The sequence below is a fragment of the Acinetobacter sp. YH12208 genome, assembly GCF_013418055.1.
GTDB classification, from domain to species: Bacteria; Pseudomonadota; Gammaproteobacteria; order Pseudomonadales; family Moraxellaceae; genus Acinetobacter; species Acinetobacter pseudolwoffii.
Window position 1 is genome coordinate 100,641 of record NZ_VPCT01000005.1, and the last position, 18,606, is coordinate 119,246.

The following is an 18,606-nucleotide window of genomic DNA, read 5'->3' on the forward strand; positions in this document are numbered from 1 at the left end:
CACAGGGAAAAAATGGGTGAGATCAATCATCCGCTAAGAAGTGAGATAAAGATGAGTTATTTTGGTACGGACGGTATTCGTGGAAAGTTTGGCGAATTGCCGATTACCCCTGAGTTTGCCCTGAAATTGGGGTTTGCAGCCGGTAAGGTTTTAAAGCGTCATAGTAAAAAAGCCAAGCCCTTGGTGGTTTTGGGTAAAGATACCCGTTTGTCTGGCTATATCCTGGAAGCCGCCTTGCAGGCAGGTTTAAATGCGGCTGGCGTCTATGTTCATCTTTTAGGCCCACTGCCAACACCGGCGATTGCTCATTTGACCCGCGCCTTGCATGCCAGCCTGGGAATTGTAATTTCTGCTTCGCATAATCCGTATTTCGATAACGGTATTAAGTTTTTCTCGGCGGAAGGCAAGAAATTACCGGATGCCTTGCAAGAAGAAATCAATCAGGAACTCGAACAAGATTTCATCATTGAAGATACCGCGAGCCTGGGTAAAAGTATCCGGGTCAAAGATGCCAATGGTCGCTATATTGAATTCTGTAAATCGACTTTCCCCTATCATCTGGACTTGAATGAACTCACCATTGTGGTGGATTGTGCCAATGGTGCCGCCTATAACGTCGGGCCTGCTGTGTTCCGTGAGCTAGGCGCACGTGTGATTGCCATTCATAATGAACCGACCGGGTTAAATATCAATAAAGACTGTGGTTCGACTCATCCTGAAAGCTTGCAACAAGCCGTGATCCAGCATCAGGCCGACTTAGGTGTTGCTTTTGATGGCGATGCCGACCGTGTAGTTCTGGTGGATAAGTCTGGAAAGCTGATTGATGGCGATCATATTCTGTATATTCTTGCCACGCAAAGCTCGAAAAAGCCGGCAGGTATCGTCGGCACCTTAATGAGTAATATGGCACTGGAACTGGCACTGGAAAAAGCTCAAGTGCCATTATTACGTGCCAAAGTCGGCGACCGTTATGTGTTGCAAGGTCTGGAAGAAAATGGCTGGACGATTGGTGGCGAGCCTTCTGGGCATATTCTGACCTTGGACAAGAGCACCACCGGCGATGCTATTATTGCCGCCTTGCAAGTGTTGACAGTCATGGTTGAACAGAAGAAAGCCCTGCATGAGCTGGTGGCTGATTTTCAACTGTTGCCAAATGTCCTGGTCAATGTGCGTTTAGATGCCATGTTTGATCCTTATTCAGTCCCGGCCTTGGCCGCTGAATTTGAAAAAGCCGAACAGCAGCTTAAAGGGCGTGGCCGCTTGTTGATTCGTAAATCAGGCACTGAACCGGTGATTCGTGTCATGGTTGAAGGCGAAGATTTAAGTGAAGTGACTGCACTGGCAAATTCATTAGCTGATGCTGTACGTGCCAATGCCGCTTAGAGGAAGAAAGAATGAGTGATCTGATCAAAGATCTGAGTGAGCTACGCCTGAATTATCAGAAAGGCGAGCTGCAAGAACAGCAGGTCAACCCGAATCCGCATATGCAGTTCTTGCAATGGTTTAACCATGCACTAGAAGCGAAGCTGCATGAACCCTATGCCATGTCATTGGCAACGGCGGATGCTCAAGGTCATCCGCATGTGCGTACCGTATTACTGCGCGGGGCGACTGAGGCCGGCTATGACTTCTATACCAATTATGACAGCCAAAAAGGTTTGGATCTGGCCGAAAATCCGTATGCCGAATTATTGTTCTATTGGCAGGATCAGGAACGTCAGATTCGGGTAAGTGGTAAAGTCATCAAGATTTCTGAACAGGAGTCGACTGATTACTATCATAAACGCCCACGTGACAGCCAGATTGCTGCGCATATTAGCACCCCGCAAAGTGGGGTAATTGCCAGCCGTGAAGAGCTGCAACAGCGTTTCTGGGATTTGCATAATCAGGTGGCGAATCAGCAACAGCTGGATAAACCGGAGTTTTGGGGCGGTTATCGTCTCGAACCCGATTATTATGAATTCTGGCAGGGCCGTCCGAACCGTCTGCATGATCGTTTAAGCTATGAGAAAATTGACGGTGCATGGCAATTGCAACGCTTGATGCCTTGATTATGCCAAAAATCATGCCAAAACTTGACATCAAACAGCGCCCCTTTCTGACCCGTCCTGAAAATTTTCAGGGTGTTCCAGCGTTTGTGGCTGAAATTCTGGCCCGTCGCGGGGTGGAGTCCGAGCAGGAACTTGAGCTTAAACTCAAGCATCTGCTGGCACCGACCATGAAAGGCCTGACGGATGCGATTCAGTTGATCGATCAGGCAATTGATCGTGGCCAGAAAATCGTGATTGTCGGCGATTACGATGCCGATGGTGCAACCAGTACTGCACTCATGGTGCTGGCTCTACGTGATATGGGCGCCAAGGTCGAGTATCTGGTACCAGACCGTTTTAAGTATGGCTATGGTCTGACTGCTGCCATTGCCGATCTGGCTTTCGTCAATTTCACGCCTGATCTGCTGATTACCGTGGACAATGGTATTTCCAGCCATGCAGGAGTGAAACAGGCGCAAGATCATGGTATGCAGGTGATCATTACCGATCACCATCTGACGACCAAGCCGACACCCGAAGCTGAAGCCGTGGTCAATCCCAATCAGTTGGGTTGCGACTTTCCAAGCAAAGCACTGGCCGGGGTCGGGGTAGCTTTTTATGTATTGGCCAATCTGTCTACCCATCGCAAGAAACTTGAAAAATCCTCTACGGTAATTACCAATTATCTTGATCTGGTGGCACTCGGTACTTATGCCGATGTCGCGAGCCTGGACTATAACAACCGTATTCTGGTCGATGCGGGCCTGAAACGGATTCAGCAAGGGCAGTGCCGCGCAGGGATCAGTGCGCTACTGGATATTGCAAAACGTGATCCGGCAGGTCTAAAAGCGCAAGATCTCGGTTTTGTCTTAGGGCCGCGAATTAATGCAGCCGGACGGATGGAAACCATGGACATCGGGATCGAGTGTCTATTGGCACCTGATCTGGCCACGGCCTATCCATTGGCTGAACAGCTGAATCAACTGAATGTTGAACGCCGTCAGGTCGAAGCTAAAATCAAGCAGGACGCTTTAAACGAACTTGAGAAAATCCAGCTAGACGAAACTGAATTGCCGGCTGCATTAATCATGTTTGAACAGCATTGGCATCAAGGTGTCATTGGTATTGTGGCGGGGCGTTTAAAAGAGCAGTTTCATCGTCCGAGTATTGTCTTTGCCGCAGATGAAGATGGGAGACATATCAAGGGTTCGGCGCGTTCGATTGAAGGGATTCATATCCGTGATGCGATTGAACAGGTGGCGGAGCAATATCCACATTTAGTCAGTCATTTTGGCGGGCATGCAGCAGCAGCGGGTTTAACCCTGAAAAAAGAAAATTTTGCTGAATTTAAGCAGGTCTTTGAAGCACTGATTGCTACGATGGACGCGGATTTATTCACTGCGACTTTATGGACGGATGGGGAGCTATCCGCTTCGGCTTTCCAGATCGAAACAGTCGATATCCTGCAACATTTAAGTCCGTGGGGGCAAAAATTCCCTCCACCTATTTTTGAAGGGATCTTCAAGATTATGGACTATCGTTGGCTCAAAGATGTACATCTTAAATTACGCGTGGCTTTGGAAAATGGGCAGGTGATTGATGCGATCGCCTTCAATGCAGCCGATAAATATGAATTTGATCCGATGAAAGATACGCGCTTGGTGTATGAGCTGGATAAAAATGTCTTTAATGGCAATGTCAGCCTGCAAATGCGGATTATCCATTTAGAACAATAGGCCATAAAAAACCGCTCGAGTGAGCGGTTTTTTGACTTTTAATCGAAGAGATTAGAAGCGGAAAGTACCGTTAATACCGAAAGAGTCAGCACCATCAGTAGTTGTGTAATTCACACCAGCAGCAATAACAGGTGTAAAGAATTTTTGTGCACGTACTGAGAATACAGTATCAAAATCTTCTAAGGTTGCATCGTTAATAGATACGCCCACGCTTAAAGTTGGATCAATATAAAGATCAGCAGCTACACCATACGCATTCTCATCACCAAAAGCAGTGGATGCTTCAAAGTTAGCGTAGTGGTTGCCAATTAAAGTTACATATTTAGCACGTAGTGTAAGAGCTGTATCATCTGCCAATGCACTTGATGTGCTATAAGCGTTAATGAACCCCTTTTTAGCAACTTGAGCTGCATCGATATTTTCTTTAGAAATACCGGCTGCTAAAAGTAAGCCATTAATAGGCAGATAACCGGCTTCAATTGCATAACCTGTATTGTCATCAGATACTTTGCCAAATTCACCTTCGATAGTAACCTCTGCACGATTAAGGCTACCTGAAACATAGAATTGAGAATTTGGAATAAAGAATTCGCCATTGATACCTACAGTATCAATTTCAAGTTCAGCGCCTTCATCTTCAGTGTTTGCATTCGCATAAGCTAAACCAATATTGCTAGCTTTATTTAGGAAAGCTGCTTCTGCAAGTGGAGAGTTCTTAACTTGAACAGCATTTAAGTAATATTTTCCACCAATAGAAAAAGTATCTACATCGTTACCAAAGCCATCAATATCTGTATTTTCATATCCAGCATTGATTTCAGCTTGGTAAGCATGTGCAGTTCCTAGGCTAGCAAGAAGTGCTGTAGCAAGAGCAAGTTTCTTAAACATTTAGATTTTCTCTCTTTGTTATAAAAATATGACTGTATTATTAACAGTTGTAACAAATTGTACAGTTTATATTCGCCGAGTCAATGTGCAAAAAATACCTAAATGCTGGTTAAGAGTGCAATAAAAAAACCCATCCGAGGATGGGTTTTTTATAAATGACTAATCTGTGGTTTTAGATTAGAAGCGGTATTTCGCTGCTACACCAAAAGTATTATAGTCATTGTTGAACTGTTCACCAAAGCCGACACGGCCTTCCAGGCTCACTTGCTGGTTAATGAACTTACGTGCATTGATACCGAATTCGCTGCGATCCGTAATATCATTGTTGTGATAATCAGCACCGACACTGAAGGTTTTGTCAATGAAATAATCTGCTGCCAGATTGTATTCATCTAGATCACCAAAAGCTGCACCTGCTTCCAGGTTGATATCTTTACCATTACTAAGTGTAGTCACGTATTTGGCGCGAAGTGTTGGATCTACACCATCATCATTGTCGTTATCCCAACCTTTTACACCCGCCGCAATCAATAGACCTGGAGCTGGTAAATAACCAACTTCTACACCGTAAGTAGTTAAATCGTTATCAATCTCATCATTATCTTGCAGATCATGACCATTCACGTTACCGCTGAGGTAGAAGTCAGAATTCGGTACGAAATACTCTGCACCTACGCCATAACGATGCGCTTCACTGTCACCAATCTCATTATATTGATAGTGAGCATTTACGTTACTGGCACGATCAAGGAACGCTGCCTCTGCTAATGGTGCATTACGTGTTTGAACTGGATTGAAGTAATATGTACCATCAACACCGAAAGAGCCACTGGTTCCACCGTTATCAGGATCAAATACGCCTGCTGATGCACCAATTTCTGCCTGGTAAGCATGTGCTGCTGTACCTGTCATTGCTATTGCTGAAAGTAGTGCCGAAGCAATCGCTAATTTTTTCATGGTTACTACCCCTCAAATCTTTAGTTAAAAACATTACACTTTTTGTTACAACTTTCAGTCTAGAGCAATTTCAAAGATCGTCAATCAAAGGAAAGTTACAGCAATGTGAATAGCGTAATCTTATGTAATCTTTTCTAAATAAGTAACTGAATAATAGAATTAAATTTATAATGTAGTGTTTTATTAAAACTGTGTAGATATTGTGGAATGTATTGAATTTGCTGATTTTTTATTTAGTTTGGTAGGTGTTTTTAGACGATAAAATCAAATGAAAAACTATATTTTGATAATGAATGCGAGATGCGAAATCCGATCAAGCTTCAGATCAAAACGACATTTAATAACCGATTCAATTGTCAAAAATTTTCTGACGAAAACATAACTCTAAATTGGGATGACATTCGAGCTTTGGACTGGATCCATCACACTGAAATAGCAGAAATAGACTGTGCTATAATATGGGGCTAAATAATTTGTGCCTAATTTTGATTGAGAGTAATTCACGTGGAAATTAATCCGTATCTAAACCAATTAAAAGACTTAAACGAACGTGGTCAAACACTACGGGGGTATCTTTGACTACGATCTGAAAAAAGAGCGTTTAGAAGAAGTCCTGCGTGAATTAGAAGATCCCACCATCTGGAATGACCAAAGTCGTGCCCAGGCAATGGCCAAAGAAAAAGGCGAACTTGAGAACGTATTAAATGTGCTGGATGGTTTGACCACACAGCTTGAAGATGCGCAGGCCTTGCTTGATCTGGCAGTGGAAGCGGATGATGAAGGCTTACTGGAAGATGTACAGGCTGAACTGACTACAGCTGAAGAAGAACTGGCTAAACTTGAATTCCGTCGTATGTTCAACAATCCGATGGATCCTAATCCTTGTTATTTAGAAATTCAGGCCGGTTCGGGTGGTACTGAAGCGCAGGACTGGGCATCGATGCTCATGCGGATGTACCTGCGCTGGATTGAACGCCATGGCTTTAAAGCAGAAATCATGGAAGAATCGGACGGCGATGTCGCAGGGCTTAAATCAGCGACGATTCGTGTAGACGGTGAATATGCCTATGGCTGGTTACGTACAGAATCTGGGGTGCACCGTTTAGTGCGTAAATCGCCATTTGACTCGGGCAACCGTCGTCATACCTCGTTCTCGGCTGTGTTTGTTTCGCCTGAAGTCGATGACAATATTGAGATCGAAATTAATCCGGCAGATGTGCGTACCGATACCTATCGTGCATCGGGTGCCGGTGGTCAGCATATTAACAAAACGGATTCTGCGGTTCGTTTAACGCATGCACCGACCGGGATTGTAGTGGCCTGTCAGAACCAGCGTTCACAGCATGCCAACCGCGACCATGCCTGGAAGCAGTTACGCGCCAAACTTTATGAACGTGAAATGCAAATTCGTAATGATGCTGCAAAAGCGCTGGAAGATACCAAGTCTGATATCGGCTGGGGAAGCCAGATTCGTTCATACGTTCTGGATGATTCACGTATTAAAGACTTACGTACCAGTGTCGAAAGTTCCAATACCGGCGCGGTTCTGGATGGCGATCTGGATAAATTTATCGAAGCAAGCTTGAAACAGGGCTTGTAAGAAGTCGTTTAAATAGCTGGCGTAACCAAGTTTGTACAGACTGTGACTCTTATATCTAAAATTATCGATATATAAATCGAAAAAATACGATATAATAATTTCAGATGCTGAACAAGTTTTGTTGCGCCACAGATTGTGATGTACCTATGGACCTTGATCTAATTTTTAAAGCCTTAGCCAATCCGATACGCCGGCAGATTCTGGAATGGTTGAAATCGCCAGAACATTATCTGTCTGCAGAAGAATGTGGCGGCTTTCAACGCGGGGTCTGTGCAGGGCAGATTGAAAAGTTAGGACAAGTCTCTCAGTCCACCATGTCCAATCATTTGTCTGTATTGCAGCAGGCCGGGTTGATTACCGCGACCAAGCACGGACAATGGTCTTATTTTTCGCGTAACGAAGCCTTGATTCAGCAATATATCGACTATATGCAACAACACCTTTAATCCAACAGGTGGGAGTAACGATGGCTGAATTAAATTCTCCTTTAACGCTAGGCGCGTTAGAACTTAAAAACCGTGTCATCATGGCACCGCTTACACGTAGTCGTGCAACGGATGACCGGGTGCCAACGCCGATGATGGCCGAATATTATGCACAGCGTGCAAGTGCCGGTTTGATCATTTCTGAAGCCACGGTGATTTCTGAAGAAGCCAATGGTTACCGCAATACTCCGGGACTGTTTACCGATGCTCAGGTAGCAGGCTGGCAGCAGGTTACTCAAGCAGTACATGACAAAGGTGGCCTGATCGTGGCGCAGCTTTGGCATGTGGGCCGTGTTTCAGATCCTGAACTGTTAAATGGTGAAACGCCAGTATCGGCAAGCGCAGTACAGCAAGCAGGTCATGTGAGTTTATTACGTCCAAAACGTCCTTATGTGTTGCCACGTCCGCTGGAAATTTCAGAAATTCACGCCATCACCGAACAATATAAACAGGCAGCAATTCATGCCAAAGCAGCCGGTTTTGATGGGGTCGAGCTGCATGCAGCCAATGGTTACCTGATCGACCAGTTCCTGCAAACCAAAACCAACCAGCGTGAAGATGAATATGGTGGTTCTGTTGAAAACCGTGCCCGTTTCCTGCTCGAAGTCATGGATGTACTGATTGAAGTCTGGGGTGCAGACCGTGTCGGTATCCATCTGGCGCCACGTGGTGATGAACATGATATGGGTGACAATGATCCACGTGAAACATTCGGTTATGTGATGGAACAGTTGGGCAAACGTCAGATTGCCTTCTTCTTTACCCGTGAATATCTGGCAGAAGACAGTATTTCGGACGATATGAAACAGCGTTCAAATGGCGTGCCGTATATTGCCAATATGCGTTTGAGCCGTGAAGATGCGATTGAATTACTGGCTTCAGGCAAAGCCGAAGCAGTATCTTTTGGTAAGGCTTATATTGCCAATCCGGATCTATACGAGCGCCTGCTCGAAGATGCGCCACTGAATGAACTGAAGCTGGAAAATATGATCGGTACCAATGTTGCGGAAGGTTATATTGATTATCCGACCTTGGCTGAAGCAGACGCTTTAACTACAGTAGAATAATCTAAAAATGGGCCACATTGATTAACATGTCGATGTGGCTCTGTTATATTTTGCCGATTGAATCTGTTTCGAGGCGCATTTGGCTACTCCATTTTGGTATAACGCAGCGTTAGCTCTGATTAAACCCTTATATCAATCACGTATTCGTAAACGTGCGAGCGATGCTGAACAATTACAACAAGAGCTGACCGAGCGTTTCGGCCCATTTCAGCCGCCCAAAAATCTGCATGCCATCTGGTTTCATGTGGTGTCAGTGGGTGAGACCAATGCTGCCCAGCCTCTCATCGAGCATTATTTGAAACTTGGCCATCCGGTACTGGTCACCAATACCACCAAAACAGGTCAGGCACGGGCCAAATCACTTTTTTTAAAAGCACCTTATCTGGATTTATTTCAAGCGGTCTATTTACCTGCTGATCAGAAAGTACTGATCCGTGATTTTTATCAGCAGTATCAGCCAAAACTGTTATTGCTGATGGAAACCGAGCTTTGGCCGAATCTGCTGGATCAGGCACCAGAGTTTGATGTAGCCACGATTTTGTTAAATGCGCGTCTTTCGGAAAAGTCGGCCAAGGGCTATGCCAGGGTTAAAGGTCTGACCCGGAGCATGCTACAGCAGTTAAGTCAGCTTTTGGCACAAGATACTGCCACCCAGCAGCGTTATATCGAGTTGGGGATCACCGCCGAAAAAACCCAGGTTTTGGGCAATATCAAATTTGATATTACTGCACCACAAAGTTTTGTAGAACATGCTGCAAACTTGAAGCAAGCATGGCAACTGGCAGGTCGCAAAATTATGATACTGGCCAGTACCCATGCGCCTGAAGAAAAAGACATTCTAAGCGCTTTAAAATCGGCTTTAGATAGCAACCCAAAACTTTTATGTATCGTCGTACCCCGTCATCCGGAACGTTTTGATGAGGTGTTTCAGGCTGCACAGAGTTTAAATTTAATAACTCAGCGCCGTAGTTTGGCCCAGAACATTGAAGCAGATACCCAGGTTTATCTGGCGGACTCGATGGGGGAAATGTGGCTCTGGTATGCTTTGAGTCAGGCCTGTTATGTCGGTGGCTCGCTGAATGAGCCGGGTGGCGGGCATAATATTCTGGAGCCGATTGCTTTGAATGTATCGACTGTTTTAGGCAAAAACTATTTTAATTTTCAGACCATTGTCGATGAATTCGTTCAAGCAGATGCAGTAGAAGTTGTGCAGGATGCGCAGCAGGCGGCAGAGGTATTGCTGGAACTTTTGCAAGATCAAATCAAGGCACAACGTTTAAATACAGCAGCGCAGAGAATTATGCAGTTAAATACGGGATCGCTTGCCAAGCATATTCAGGTGATTGATCAGTATCTTTAATTGATATTGATAAGTAACAGATATTGGATTTACCAAGACGGCAAGGATGCCGTCGTTAGGCTGTGTGGATTGAAGTTTTTTCAATATTTCTAAGCTGGCTTATCTAGCCTACTTTTCAAAGATGAAAAGTAGCAAAAATCTTTTGTATCACTGAAGGGATGTCCTTATCCCTCAGGGATACGCGCGACATCCATGTCGCTACCCTCTAGCGGATAGAGGTCATTCAACAGTTCTTCGGTATAAAATCCTCTATGAATATTGTCCTGCTTGACCATCGACAAACACAATCGGATCTCTGGACGATTTCATCGAAACGTCAACTGGAACATTTACAGCAGCATGTGCAGATTCAAGTTGGAGATACCTTAAAAGTAGGGGTGCTGGAAGGTCAGCGTTATCTCACCGAGATTGTCGAGATTTCTGAAAAAGCAGTGCGACTAAAACCGCTTCAAGAGGATGCTGTTCCAAAAAAATTACCGGTGACCCTGATTGTGGCCTTGCCACGGCCGAAAGTGCTGCGCCGTTTGATCATGGACAGTGTCACCTTGGGCGTGGAAAAAATCATTTTACTGCATAGTTATCGCGTCGATAAAAGCTACTGGCAAACCCCATTTTTACAGCAGTTAAATCATTATATCGAGCTGGGACTGGAACAGGCAGGAGATACAATAGCTCCGAAAATCGAGCTGTATAAACGTTTTAAACCTTTTGTTGAAGATATTTTACCGGACTTGATTACGGCTGACCGACCCGCTTATGTGGCACATCCTTATGCCGAACAATCCATGCCTTTTGCGATTCCGCATCCTTGTACGATGATCATCGGCCCGGAAGGTGGATTCATTCCTTATGAAGTAGATTTACTGGTTAAAAACGGCTGCCAGGCTGTGAGTCTGGGCAACCGTATTCTCCGCACTGAAACCGTGATTCCCTATGTTCTAGGTCGACTGTTTAGCACGAGCTGAGGCATCTTCATTGCCTTCGCCGCGATAGACTTTGACTTCCTGTACCGGATAAGGAATTGAAATATGATGTTCGGCAAATGCCTGAATCACGCGTTCCTGCACCGCACTGATTGAGGTTCCTGTGCCTGTCTCAGTGGTATCGACCCACCAGAGCGCTTTTAAGGTAATGGAAAAATCAGCCAGCGCCGTGACATTGACACTAAAGCCCGGCTGACTGAGGATGGTCGGGTCTTTATCTAAAATGGCGGTAATCAGGTCTTTGGCTTTCTGGATATCATCTTCATAGCCAATGCCCACTACAAACTCACAGCGACGGCGGGTATAGGCCGTGTTTACCGTCACGGCACTGGTATAGACCGTGGCATTGGGAATCACGATACGGCGGCCATCCGGTGAACGCAAAAAAGTCGCACGAATCTGGATATCTTCGACTGTGCCTTCCATGCCATTAACGATAATATCATCGCCAATCTTGAAGGGTTCACTGAGCAGAATCAGCACACCAGAAAGCAGGTTCTGGAAAATATCCTTGAAGGCAAAACCGATCGCAACCGAACCAATCCCGAGGGCACTCATCAGCTGACCCGGAGTAAAGCCAGGAACGGCAATCACCAGTCCAATCAGAATCCCAAAGAAGATAATAAACGTACTGCCGACCCGGTTCAGGACCAGTACCAGATTCTGGCGGGTATAAGAGCGGTTCTCTAAGGTTTTGCGCACAAAAAACTTAAACAGTTTTGACAATAGCCAGAAGATGACAATGACCACCAGCGCAATACAGAAATAAGGCACACGTTCCCAGAAACCTTCCATGATCTTGTCAATGGTGCTATAGGCATCGTTGTATTTGGCAGTATGTTCAATCACGGTCTGGGTGGTTTTTTCAGTTGCCTGATGCAACAACTCCGTGGTGCCCTCAGTGACCTGGCTTAAGGTATTATTTTGCTCTGCCACAAAAATTCCATCATTTAAATTTTGCCTATTTTGCCTGATGTTGAGCAAAAAATTAAGAAGCGCTATCCGCCAGGAATGGATATTTCCTAAAAATAAGCAGACAGTTGTTAAAAATATTGTGTGGTTTTTTGCATGATCTCAGGCGGGATATGTGGCTGTTCTCCACCGCTCATATAACCCAATAAAGCCAGCGATCCAAATAGGCTCAGTAGTATCAGGACAATCATCAGCCAGGCCAGCATCTTTTCCCAGAGCAGGGTCATCCGCGCAGGGCCGTAGTCATTTATGCCGCGATCTCCCGAACCAAAAACGATATAAAGCCATACAAAAATGTTCACCAAGGGCAGCAACAGCAGCAGCGCCCACCAGCCACTGCGGTTCATGTCATGCAAACGGCGAACGGTCACCACTAAAGCGAAATAGGCATAGACCAGAATCATGATCAGCACGCCGATACCGGCCAAACCTTGTATTGAAAGTAGCCAGTTAGAATCCATTGAATGGACTGCAAGATTCACAATATCAATACTTAAGCCCAGTGCAATACTGCTAAACAGGAAGATGAAATGTAGAAATGCTGACCACGCAATAAAACTCAAACGCCCGAAACGGCCTTTTATCGACAAGGGATGATCCGTTGCCGCCAAAGCGGGAGGGGTGAAATAGGGAGATTCGGGCGATTTCATAAATATGATCCTGAACTGAACAAAATGAAATAAGAGCGAGAGCTAAATTCTATTTTTTAAAGGGCATTGCTACAGATCATACACAGTTATGCAGAATATTCTGTACTGTAAGTTGTGCTTTATTTTGTTTGAATTTGAATAAATAATCTACGACGAAAGCATGATTGCCGGATTCGAAATAAGCAGGCCATACTGCCATTATGCATAAAAAACAATCAACAACACAGCATTAACCTCTCGTGATGAGATAGAACAAAATCAAGGAAGTGACATATGCAAGAGATCTATCCAGTACCCGAAGATTTTAAAAAAACAGCACGCACGCTTGAAGACCAGTATTTCGAACGTTATCAACATTCCATCGAGCAGCCAGAAGCATTCTGGACAGAACAGGCACAACGTCTGGACTGGATCAAGCCTTTTACCCAAGTCAAAAATACCAGTTTCGATCCCGACAATTTTAAAATTGAATGGTTTGCTGATGGTCAGCTCAATGTCAGCGCCAACTGTCTGGACCGTCATCTGAAAGAACATCCCTATAAGCCGGCCATTATCTGGGAAGGGGATCATCCTTCACGGCACAAGATTATTTCTTTTGCCGAGTTGCATGACGAAACCTGCCGTTTCGCCAATGTGCTGAAAAAAAATGGCATTGCTAAAGGCGACCGGGTGATGCTGTACATGCCCATGGTCTCTGAAGCCGCGATTGCCATGCTGGCCTGCGCACGCATCGGGGCGGTGCATTGCGTGGTATTTGGTGGATTTTCACCTGATTCTCTGGCCAGCCGGATTGAAGACTGTCAGGCCAAAATGGTGATTACGGCCGATTCCGGTATGCGTGGCGGGAAACCGATTCCGCTAAAAGCCAATGTTGATGAAGCTCTGAAACTGGCTGGTACAGACTCCATTCAAAATGTAATAGTGGTGCATCGCACCGGCAACCCGATTGAAATGCAAGAGGGGCGCGACCTGTGGTATCACATGGAAATCATGTCGGTGAATGACATTTGCCCACCGGAACCGATGAATGCCGAAGATCCGCTATTTATCCTGTATACCTCAGGTTCGACCGGCAAGCCCAAGGGCGTGATGCATACCACGGGCGGCTATCTGACTTATGTGAATTGCAGTTTCCGCGAAGTGTTTGACATCAAACAGGATGATATCTTTTGGTGTACCGCAGATGTCGGCTGGATTACCGGACATTCCTATGTGCTGTATGGCCCATTGTCGAATGGCACCACGACTCTTATGTTCGAGGGTGTTCCGCAGTATCCGAGCTGGGCGCGTACCGGACACATTGTCGATAAGCATAACGTCACCATTCTCTATACCGCACCGACAGCCATCCGCGCCATGATGCGTGAAGGTGATGCCTTTGTGCGGGAAAGTGACCGCAGCAGCCTGAGAATTCTAGGTTCGGTGGGTGAGCCGATTAATCCTGAAGCCTGGAACTGGTATTACACCGTGGTCGGTGAAAGTCGCTGTCCCGTCATTGATACCTGGTGGCAGACGGAAACCGGCGGTTTTATGATTACGCCATTGCCAGGCGCGACTGATTTGAAACCGGGTTCTGCAACACGGCCTTTCTTTGGGGTACAACCTGCGATTGTCGATGCGGATGGTAAGGAGCTGGAAGGCGAAGCTGAAGGCAATCTGGTGATTAAAGATTCCTGGCCGGGCCAGATGCGAACCATCTGGGGTGATCCGGAACGTTTTATCGAAGCCTATTTCTCGACTTATCCGGGTACTTATTTTACCGGAGATGGCGCGCGTCGCGATAAAGACGGTTATTACTGGATTACTGGCCGGGTCGATGATGTGCTGAATGTGTCCGGACACCGTTTAGGCACAGCTGAAGTTGAAAGTGCGCTGGTGGCGCATGAAGCAGTGGCTGAGGCTGCTGTGGTGGGTATGCCGCATGACATTAAAGGGCAGGGAATTTGTGCCTTTGTCACCTTACAGGCCGACGTGACCAGTTCAGATGAATTGCGTGCTGAACTGGTGAGCTGGGTGCGCAAGATTTTGGGGCCAGTGGCGACACCTGATGCACTGTACTGGGCACCCGCTTTGCCCAAAACCCGTTCAGGGAAAATCATGCGCCGGATCTTGAGAAAGATTGCAGCCAATGAGCTGGATAGCCTGGGCGATACCTCGACATTGGCTGAACCACAAGTGGTGGATCATCTGATTGCAGAAGTACAAGCCAATCCTCGTTAAATAGCTAAAGTCCACAAGCAAAATACCGGCTGCACGCAGCCGGTATTTTTAGATCAGGAATAAGCTCTGCATGCTTTCGAATATAGCGCAACGTCTTGATCTGCTAAGCTGCCCACATGCTGAACATGAGTTAAAATAATGAATGTACGATCACCATATTTAGATCAATCTCCTGTCGATATTGCCCAGAAACTGGCAGAACAATTTGCCCAAACTGCCGCAGTGCGAGACAAGCAGGGCGGTAATCCCAAGCATGAACGAGACCTGATCCGTAACAGTGGTCTGCTCGGCTTGTCTATTCCTGTTGCCTATGGTGGACAGGGTGCAGACTGGCGGACAATTTTTAAAACCATTCAGACCCTGGCGCAGGTCGATAGCTCTCTGGCGCATGTTTATGGATTTCATCATTTATTGATTGCCACCGTACAGCTATTTTCCCAACCCGAGCAATATGGCAAATGGTTTGCACAGACTGCGCAAAATAATTTGTTCTGGGGCAATACTCTCAATCCGCTGGATCGTCGTACCACGGCAACTCAAGTCTCAGAGCATGAATATATTTTCCATGGTGATAAAAGCTTTTGTTCTGGTTCGATCGATTCGGATATGTTGCTGTGTTCAGGTTATAACGAAGCAGGAAAATTGCTGATTGGCGTGATTCCTACCCAGCGACAGGGTGTGAGCTTTCTAGGCGACTGGAACAATATGGGTCAGCGCCAGACTGACAGCGGCACCAGTCATTTTGAACAGGTCAACATTCACCGGGATGAATTGCTGCTCAATCCGGGGCCACTGAGTACGCCGTATTCCAGTTTACGTCCATTGATTGCGCAGCTGATATTTGTGCATATGTTTCTCGGTGTCGCCGAAGGGGCTTTTGAAGTTGCCAAACAGACCGTACAAACCCAAAAAGCCTGGTCAAAATCCTTGGCTGAACATGCAGTGAATGATCCTTTTACCCAAAAGCATTTTGCCGAGTTTTATGTGCAGCTGGAAAGCGTGCGTTTATTGGCAGATCAAGCCATTCAGACCTTGCAGAAAGCTTGGAATATCGGCCCTGATCTGACTGCCGAGCAGCGTGGTGACGTCTCGATTGCGATTGCCACCGCCAAAATTGCCGCGACCAATAGCTCTTTATATATTACCCAGAATATTTTTCAGGTCATGGGCGCACGGGCAACGACTGTGCAACTGAATCTGGACCGGTTCTGGCGTAATGTTCGGACTCAAACCTTGCATGATCCGGTGGATTATAAATATCAGGAAGTGGGGGAATGGGTGCTGACCGGAAAAGTGCCTGATCCAAGTTTTTATTCCTGATTTGAATATTAAAACAGCCTCTATATGAGAAGCTGTTTTATTCTTTTTAAGATGACGGGTCTTTTTTAAAGCTGCTTAAAAGCCTTGATTGCCCGGACACGGGAAGATTTTAAATCCACAAGCGGTTTTGGATAGTCCAGTTCACGGTCAGGGTTTTTGGCGTAGGGTTCATGAATGCTTTTGGCATCCAGATGCGCCAGTTCAGGCACCCACTGACGGATATAATCCCCATTCGGGTCGAACTTCTGTGACTGGCTGACCGGATTGAAAATCCGGAAATAAGGCACCGCATCCATACCCGTCGAAGCACACCATTGCCATCCGCCATTATTGGCTGCCAGATCACCATCAATCAGCTGCTGCATGAACCAGCTTTCTCCCAAACGCCAATCGATCAGCAGGTTTTTGCACAGGAACATTGCGGTAATCATGCGCACCCGATTATGCATCCAGCCGGTGGCCAGTAGCTGCCGCATCCCGGCATCTACAATCGGGATCCCGGTTTGGCCCTGTTGCCAGGCTGCCAAATCTTCAGGTGCATGCCGCCACTGGATTTTATCGGTATTTTCTTTAAACGGGCGATGTCTGGAAACGCGGGGAAAATCGAACAGGGTATGCTGATAAAACTCACGCCACAGCAGTTCATCCAGCCAGGTTTGTTGACCGAGATCATCGATCTGGAAATAGCCATGATGTTGTTTAAACAGCGCCTGAATGCACTGGCGGATCGAGAGAATGCCGATATTTAAATAAGGCGAGAGTTGACTGGTGCCATTAAGCGCTGGAATATCACGATCTGTTTGATAGCTGCTTAAGCGGTCTTCGATAAAATCATCCAGCATCTGTAGGGCATGAGTTTCATCTACGGGCCAAAGTTTTTCAGAATTTTCTATTGAATAGCGACCCGCAAACTTTTCCAGATCAAAATGTGTCAGCTCTGCAGGCAATTCGAGCAAGTCCTGAGACGCAATCACAGGATAAGCAGAAGGCACATCGAGAATCAGCCGCTCATAGCATTTTTTCTTAAAGGCACTATAGACTTGATAGGGTTGATTGGACTGATTGCGGATACTCGCCAATGGAAAGAGGGTGCGATCATGATACAGCTCGACCCGAATCTGCTGCTGTTCTAGTCGTTGCTGAACCTTGAAATCACGCTGTAGTTCATTGACCCCAACTTCAATATGTGCATGCACACTATCAATCTGCAAGTTTTGGCAGAGTGCTAACATCTCATCAGCAAGATTACGCCACAAGCCGACTTCTCGCACAATTAAAGGAATATTCAGTTGTTCTAGTTGCTGTTTGAAAACCTGTAGCCGTCGCAGATAAAAATCGATTTTGATCGGCGCATCTTGATGTAACTGCCATTGCTCAGGAGAAAGCACCACCAAAGCCACACAGGGGCCTTGTTGAGTGGCATGCCACAAAGCGGCATGGTCTTGAATTCGAAGGTCTTGGCGAAACCAGATCAGATGCATGGTACTTTCTTAAATCAGGGAGTTAGCCTGCATTTTAGGCAATCTGCTACCGATGGAATAGTATTAAAATATTAATATGATAGGAGACTGATTTTTGCACGTACCAGTCTCTTTATACCATTAAGCTTTGGCTTGATAAATATTTTCCAGAGTATCCACCAAAGTACGGGTCATCTGGTCAATTTCATAATTCACTGTATCGCCCACCTGGATGTGCTTCCAGGTGGTCAGACGCAAGGTTTCTGGAATCAGGTCAATCGAAATTTCACTGTGGGCACGATCGACACGGTTCACGGTCAGGCTGCAGCCATTTAGCCCGATAAAGCCTTTTAGGAAGAAGTACTTGATATTACCCTCTGGAATCTGTAAATCGATATGCAGGGTTTCACCGCGAGCTTCAATCTGGATGACCTTAGCCCTGCCTTCAATATGGCCATACAGATTATGTCCACCGTTTTCTGCACCGACTTTGGCAGAGCGTTCAATATTCACTTCATCACCAATTTTTAAGGCTTTCAAGGTGGTAAGCGCCAAGGTGACATTGGAAATATCAAAATGAATCTGTTTCTGCGCCCGGTCAATCGTGGTCACCGTGAGACAGACACCATTTACTGCCACACTGGCGCCAATAAACACATCTGCAAAAAAGCCGTGCTGATCACTGACCAACAGGGTAATAAAACCATCGCCTTTGCGAATCTCGATGACCTGTTCCAGGCCTTGGACAATACCGGTATACATAGTTAAAACGTCTATTCTTGCAATTGCATCCCATTGTAGGCAGGAAAGCTAAATCCGGCTAGCGCTTTACTGGACTGCTTGGTTTCTGTCCGGATAAAAAACCCCTCAAGCCGAGC

General features: G+C 46.0%; 16 protein-coding genes. 10 read left to right on the forward strand and 6 right to left on the reverse strand.

The window, feature by feature from the left end; genetic code table 11:
- Positions 1 to 51: 51 nt before the first annotated feature.
- Genes glmM through recJ form a run of 3 tightly spaced genes read left to right on the forward strand, consistent with a single transcriptional unit; the run spans position 52 to position 3,766 of the window.
- Entirely contained in the window at positions 52 to 1,383 is a 1,332-nt protein-coding gene (glmM, locus tag FTU95_RS06830) for a phosphoglucosamine mutase (RefSeq protein WP_034608847.1), read from the forward strand.
- 11 nt (positions 1,384 to 1,394) lie between these two features.
- The gene (pdxH, locus tag FTU95_RS06835; RefSeq protein ID WP_180077966.1) at positions 1,395 to 2,051 is read left to right on the forward strand and encodes a pyridoxamine 5'-phosphate oxidase; all 657 of its coding nucleotides are present in this window, start codon (positions 1,395 to 1,397) and stop codon (positions 2,049 to 2,051) included.
- 14 nt (positions 2,052 to 2,065) lie between these two features.
- Positions 2,066 to 3,766, forward strand: coding sequence for a single-stranded-DNA-specific exonuclease RecJ (recJ, locus tag FTU95_RS06840; RefSeq protein ID WP_180078043.1), 1,701 nt, complete (start codon positions 2,066 to 2,068; stop codon positions 3,764 to 3,766).
- A gap of 51 nt (positions 3,767 to 3,817) precedes the next feature.
- Here recJ and FTU95_RS06845 read toward each other — a convergent pair whose 3' ends face one another.
- Both FTU95_RS06845 and FTU95_RS06850 read right to left on the reverse strand, forming a co-directional pair.
- Positions 3,818 to 4,654: a putative porin gene (locus FTU95_RS06845; RefSeq protein ID WP_180077968.1), complete on the reverse strand. Its 837-nt coding sequence runs from the start codon at positions 4,652 to 4,654 to the stop codon at positions 3,818 to 3,820.
- Between the two features lie 177 nt (positions 4,655 to 4,831).
- On the reverse strand, positions 4,832 to 5,611 hold the full coding sequence (locus FTU95_RS06850; RefSeq protein WP_005095060.1) for a putative porin: 780 nt from the start codon (positions 5,609 to 5,611) through the stop codon (positions 4,832 to 4,834).
- A gap of 504 nt (positions 5,612 to 6,115) precedes the next feature.
- Between FTU95_RS06850 and prfB the strand changes: the two genes are divergently transcribed.
- The 5 genes from prfB (at position 6,116) to FTU95_RS06875 (ending at position 11,088) form a co-directional block, all read left to right on the forward strand.
- Positions 6,116 to 7,211, forward strand: a protein-coding gene (gene prfB / locus FTU95_RS06855) for a peptide chain release factor 2 (RefSeq protein ID WP_100329506.1) whose coding sequence is annotated in 2 segments (ribosomal slippage) — positions 6,116 to 6,187 and positions 6,189 to 7,211 — 1,095 coding nt in all. Because the reading frame shifts where the segments join, the coding sequence is not laid out codon by codon here.
- 146 nt (positions 7,212 to 7,357) lie between these two features.
- The gene (locus FTU95_RS06860) at positions 7,358 to 7,657 is read left to right on the forward strand and encodes a helix-turn-helix transcriptional regulator (protein WP_180077970.1); all 300 of its coding nucleotides are present in this window, start codon (positions 7,358 to 7,360) and stop codon (positions 7,655 to 7,657) included.
- A gap of 20 nt (positions 7,658 to 7,677) precedes the next feature.
- Positions 7,678 to 8,763 carry an alkene reductase gene (locus FTU95_RS06865; protein ID WP_180077972.1) on the forward strand — a complete coding sequence of 362 codons (1,086 nt, stop codon included), beginning with the start codon at positions 7,678 to 7,680 and terminating at the stop codon, positions 8,761 to 8,763.
- A 79-nt stretch (positions 8,764 to 8,842) separates the two neighbouring features.
- Positions 8,843 to 10,123 (forward strand): 3-deoxy-D-manno-octulosonic acid transferase, encoded by a 1,281-nt coding sequence (locus FTU95_RS06870; RefSeq protein WP_180077973.1) that lies wholly within the window; start codon positions 8,843 to 8,845, stop codon positions 10,121 to 10,123.
- A 251-nt stretch (positions 10,124 to 10,374) separates the two neighbouring features.
- Positions 10,375 to 11,088, forward strand: a complete 714-nt coding sequence (locus FTU95_RS06875; RefSeq protein WP_074383873.1) for a 16S rRNA (uracil(1498)-N(3))-methyltransferase — start codon at positions 10,375 to 10,377, stop codon at positions 11,086 to 11,088.
- Here the strand turns inward: FTU95_RS06875 and FTU95_RS06880 are convergent.
- Both FTU95_RS06880 and FTU95_RS06885 read right to left on the reverse strand, forming a co-directional pair.
- The gene (locus FTU95_RS06880; protein WP_180077975.1) at positions 11,062 to 12,042 is read right to left on the reverse strand and encodes a mechanosensitive ion channel family protein; all 981 of its coding nucleotides are present in this window, start codon (positions 12,040 to 12,042) and stop codon (positions 11,062 to 11,064) included. The genes FTU95_RS06875 and FTU95_RS06880 overlap by 27 nt on opposite strands.
- 107 nt (positions 12,043 to 12,149) lie before the next feature.
- Positions 12,150 to 12,728, reverse strand: a complete 579-nt coding sequence (locus tag FTU95_RS06885) for a DUF805 domain-containing protein (protein ID WP_180077977.1) — start codon at positions 12,726 to 12,728, stop codon at positions 12,150 to 12,152.
- A 273-nt stretch (positions 12,729 to 13,001) separates the two neighbouring features.
- Between FTU95_RS06885 and acs the strand changes: the two genes are divergently transcribed.
- Both acs and FTU95_RS06895 read left to right on the forward strand, forming a co-directional pair.
- Positions 13,002 to 14,948, forward strand: coding sequence for an acetate--CoA ligase (gene acs / locus FTU95_RS06890; RefSeq protein ID WP_074383876.1), 1,947 nt, complete (start codon positions 13,002 to 13,004; stop codon positions 14,946 to 14,948).
- A 138-nt stretch (positions 14,949 to 15,086) separates the two neighbouring features.
- Entirely contained in the window at positions 15,087 to 16,268 is a 1,182-nt protein-coding gene (locus FTU95_RS06895) for an acyl-CoA dehydrogenase family protein (RefSeq protein WP_159138378.1), read from the forward strand.
- Positions 16,269 to 16,333: 65 nt separating this feature from the next.
- Here the strand turns inward: FTU95_RS06895 and FTU95_RS06900 are convergent, their stop codons facing one another.
- Positions 16,334 to 17,749: a deoxyribodipyrimidine photo-lyase gene (locus FTU95_RS06900; protein ID WP_180077979.1), complete on the reverse strand. Its 1,416-nt coding sequence runs from the start codon at positions 17,747 to 17,749 to the stop codon at positions 16,334 to 16,336.
- A gap of 120 nt (positions 17,750 to 17,869) precedes the next feature.
- Complete coding sequence (locus FTU95_RS06905) at positions 17,870 to 18,490, reverse strand: riboflavin synthase subunit alpha (protein WP_100329499.1); 621 nt, start codon at positions 18,488 to 18,490, stop codon at positions 17,870 to 17,872.
- Positions 18,491 to 18,606 lie beyond the last annotated feature (116 nt).

What these genes read in the sequence shown, in the direction of transcription:
- glmM (WP_034608847.1), top strand. Translation starts at nt 52, where the DNA reads ATGAGTTATTTTGGTACGGACGGTATTCGTGGAAAGTTTGGCGAATTG.
- pdxH (WP_180077966.1), top strand. Translation starts at nt 1,395, where the DNA reads ATGAGTGATCTGATCAAAGATCTGAGTGAGCTACGCCTGAATTATCAG.
- recJ (WP_180078043.1), top strand. Translation starts at nt 2,066, where the DNA reads ATGCCAAAACTTGACATCAAACAGCGCCCCTTTCTGACCCGTCCTGAA.
- FTU95_RS06845 (WP_180077968.1), bottom strand. Translation starts at nt 4,654, where the DNA reads ATGTTTAAGAAACTTGCTCTTGCTACAGCACTTCTTGCTAGCCTAGGA.
- FTU95_RS06850 (WP_005095060.1), bottom strand. Translation starts at nt 5,611, where the DNA reads ATGAAAAAATTAGCGATTGCTTCGGCACTACTTTCAGCAATAGCAATG.
- FTU95_RS06860 (WP_180077970.1), top strand. Translation starts at nt 7,358, where the DNA reads ATGGACCTTGATCTAATTTTTAAAGCCTTAGCCAATCCGATACGCCGG.
- FTU95_RS06865 (WP_180077972.1), top strand. Translation starts at nt 7,678, where the DNA reads ATGGCTGAATTAAATTCTCCTTTAACGCTAGGCGCGTTAGAACTTAAA.
- FTU95_RS06875 (WP_074383873.1), top strand. Translation starts at nt 10,375, where the DNA reads ATGAATATTGTCCTGCTTGACCATCGACAAACACAATCGGATCTCTGG.
- FTU95_RS06885 (WP_180077977.1), bottom strand. Translation starts at nt 12,728, where the DNA reads ATGAAATCGCCCGAATCTCCCTATTTCACCCCTCCCGCTTTGGCGGCA.
- acs (WP_074383876.1), top strand. Translation starts at nt 13,002, where the DNA reads ATGCAAGAGATCTATCCAGTACCCGAAGATTTTAAAAAAACAGCACGC.
- FTU95_RS06895 (WP_159138378.1), top strand. Translation starts at nt 15,087, where the DNA reads ATGAATGTACGATCACCATATTTAGATCAATCTCCTGTCGATATTGCC.
- FTU95_RS06900 (WP_180077979.1), bottom strand. Translation starts at nt 17,749, where the DNA reads ATGCATCTGATCTGGTTTCGCCAAGACCTTCGAATTCAAGACCATGCC.
- FTU95_RS06905 (WP_100329499.1), bottom strand. Translation starts at nt 18,490, where the DNA reads ATGTATACCGGTATTGTCCAAGGCCTGGAACAGGTCATCGAGATTCGC.